At 73.0% G+C, this 3,048-nt stretch carries 4 protein-coding genes; all 4 read left to right on the top strand.

All coding sequences use genetic code 11. The annotated features are described in order from the left end of the window. A partial coding sequence (locus KBX53_RS27700; RefSeq protein ID WP_247676318.1) for a glutamate-cysteine ligase family protein occupies nt 1–611 on the top strand: 611 nt, incomplete at its 5' end. 80 nt (nt 612–691) lie between these two features. Beyond that, entirely contained in the window at nt 692–2,038 is a 1,347-nt protein-coding gene (gene egtB / locus KBX53_RS27695) for an ergothioneine biosynthesis protein EgtB (protein ID WP_210862464.1), read from the top strand. Between the two features lie 43 nt (nt 2,039–2,081). After that, on the top strand, nt 2,082–2,858 hold the full coding sequence (egtC, locus tag KBX53_RS27690; RefSeq protein WP_210862462.1) for an ergothioneine biosynthesis protein EgtC: 777 nt from the start codon (nt 2,082–2,084) through the stop codon (nt 2,856–2,858). 20 nt (nt 2,859–2,878) lie between these two features. Further along, the coding region (locus KBX53_RS27685; RefSeq protein WP_210862463.1) for an L-histidine N(alpha)-methyltransferase at nt 2,879–3,048 on the top strand (170 nt) is incomplete at its 3' end.

The raw sequence follows: 3,048 nt of genomic DNA, 5'->3' as shown, positions 1-3,048 counted from the left end.
ACGCCGGGCGGCGCACCGGTTGGGCGTCCGCCCGGATGGCCGCCTGGCTGGCCATCGACCCGGCCCGGACCCGCCCGGTCTGGTCACCCGCCGGCGCCGCTGACGATCCGATCGACGCCTGGGTCAGCTATGTGCTCGCCGCGCCGCTGCTGTGCCTGCGCCGGCGTGACGCCGACTGGGCCGCGCCGCCCGGCGTGACGTTCGCCGACTGGCTCGACGGCGCGTTGCCGCAGTCGCCCACCACCGATGACCTCGACTACCACGTCAGCACGCTCTTCCCGCCGGTGCGGCCGCGCGGCTACCTGGAGTTGCGCTACCTGGACGCCCAGCCCGACCGGGACTGGCGGCTGCCGTTGGCGGTGCTGACCGCCCTGTTCGACGACCCGGGCACCGTGCGCGAGGCGTCCGCGATCGCCATGCCGGTGGCGCACCGCTGGTCGGCGGCCGCCCGGCACGGTCTGGCCGACCCGGCGCTTGCCGGTGTCGCGGCGGCCCTGCTCGACCTGGCCCTGACCGCCCTACCCCGACTGGAGCTGCCGGTCAGCACCCACGACGAGATCCAACAAGGGGTACGCCGACGGCTGGCCGCCGCAGAGAGGAGAGACCAGTGAGCGCGAGGAGTGAGCCGGGGTTGCGAGCCCCGCAGTCGCGAACGGAGGGCGGCTCGGTGAGCGCGAGGAGTGAGCCGGGGTTGCGAGCCCCGCAGTCGCGAACGGAGGGCGGTGTTCACGGGGAGCGGTTGCGCGACCGCATCGCGGCGGAGTTGGCGCGGGCGCGTGCCCGTACCACCTTGTTGACCGAGGTGGTCGACGACGGCGACCTGATGCACCAGCACTCACCGCTGATGTCGCCGCTGGTCTGGGACCTGGCCCACGTGGGTAACCAGGAGGAGCTCTGGTTGGTCCGGGACGTCGGCGGCCGGGAGCCGGTCCGGTGTGACATCGACGAGTTGTACGACGCGTTCAAGCAGCCCCGTCGGGACCGCCCCGCGTTGCCCCTGTTGCCGCCCGCGGAGGCGCGCGCCTATCTGGCCACCGTTCGGGACAAGGTGCACGATCTGCTCGACGCGGTGGCCTTCACCGAGCGGCCGCTGGTCGCCGACGGCTTCGCGTTCGGCATGATCGTGCAGCACGAGCAGCAGCACGACGAGACCATGCTCGCCACCCACCAGCTGCGTTCGGGGCCGGCGGTGCTGCACGCTCCGCCGCCGCCGGAGCCGTCGGCGCGGGTCGGCGGGGAGGTGCTGGTGCCGGCCGGTGAGTTCATCATGGGCACCGACACTGATCCGTGGGCGTTGGACAACGAGCGCCCGGCGCACCGGGTGGACCTCCCGGCGTACGCCATCGACGCCGCGCCGGTGACCAACGGCCAGTACGCGGCCTTCATCGCCGACGGCGGCTACACCGAGCGGCGTTGGTGGAGCCCGGCGGGTTGGGAGCATCGGGTTCGCGAGCAGCTCAGCGCGCCGATGCACTGGCGCCGCGACGGTGACGACTGGTCGTACCGGCGCTTCGGTCGGTGGGATCGGGTTCGCGCCGATGAGCCGGTGGTGCATGTGTGCTGGTACGAGGCGCAGGCGTACGCGGCGTGGGCCGGCAAGCGGTTGCCGACCGAGGCGGAGTGGGAGAAGGCCGCCCGGTGGGATCCGGCGACCGGGCGGTCCCGTCGTTACCCCTGGGGGGACGACGACCCGACCCAGGTGCACGCCAACCTCGACCAGCGTCATCTGTGGCCGGCGCCGGTGGGCGCGTACCCGGCGGGTGCGTCGCCGTTGGGTGTGCACCAACTCATCGGCGATGTGTGGGAGTGGACCTCGACGACGTTCGACGGGCACCCGGGGTTCACCGCGTTTCCGTACCGCGAGTACTCGGAGGTTTTCTTCGGCGAGGACTACCGGGTGTTGCGCGGTGGCTCGTTCGGCACCGACCGCTCTGCCTGTCGGGGCACCTTCCGCAACTGGGACTATCCGATCCGCCGGCAGATCTTCAGCGGTTTCCGCTGCGCCCGGGACGTGCGACCGGACGAGTCGTACCGGTGAGTGGCCGCACGACCGGTGGCCCGGCGGCGGGCCGTGGGCGCTGATGTGCCGCCACCTGGCCTACCTGGGGCCGCCGGTGACCCTCGCCGAGCTGTTGTTCGAGCCGCCGTACTCGTTGGTGCGGCAGTCCTGGGCGCCGCGCGACATGCGCGGCGGCGGCACGATCAACGCCGACGGGTTCGGTGTCGGCTGGTATCCGGGTGAGGGTGAGCCGGTGCGGTACCGGCGGGCGCAGCCGATCTGGAGCGACCCGACCATCGCGCAGCTGGCCGCGGTGACGCGCAGCGGCGCGGTGCTGGCGGCGGTGCGCTCGGCCACGGTGGGGATGGCGGTGCTCGACGGCGCGGCGGCGCCGTTCGCCGAGGGGCGCTGGCTGTTCAGCCACAACGGTGTGGTCCGCGGCTGGCCGGACAGCGTGGTGCCGCTCGCCACCGGTCTGCCGGTGCGTGACCTGCTCACCCTGGACGCGGCCACCGACTCGGCGCTGCTCTGGGCGTTGGTGCGGCATCGGTTGCGCGCCGGCGTCGACCCGGTCGAGGCGGTCGGGCGGACGGTGACCGACGTCGCCGCCGCCGCAGCCGGGTCGCGGCTCAACCTGCTGCTCACCGACGGGCACCGGGTGGTGGCCAGCGTGGCGGGGCACGCGTTGTCGGTCCGCGAGTCGCCGGGTTCGGTGCTGCTCGCCTCGGAGCCGCATGACGACGATCCCGGGTGGCGGCCGGTGCCGGAGGGGCACCTCGTCGTCGCCACCACGGGCGAGGTGCGGGTACGTCCACTGCCGGCTGCGGTGCGCCGCGCCGGGCACACACGCAACGGTTGATCGAGCAGAGGAGCGAACCGATGACAGCCGAACCCCTGGAGATCTACCTGGAAGAGGGTGACCTGGAGCGCGGCCTGCGTGACGACGTTCGGGCCGGGCTGAGCGCCGGGAGGAAGTGGCTGCCGCCGAAGTGGTTCTACGACGCGCGGGGGAGCGAGCTGTTCGAGGAGATCACCCGACTTCCGGAGTA

The organism is Micromonospora sp. M51, assembly GCF_018070305.1.
Classification (GTDB): domain Bacteria; phylum Actinomycetota; class Actinomycetes; order Mycobacteriales; family Micromonosporaceae; genus Micromonospora; species Micromonospora parva.
The sequence above is the reverse complement of the archived record's forward strand: the minus strand, read 5'-3'. Positions and strand labels throughout refer to the sequence as shown.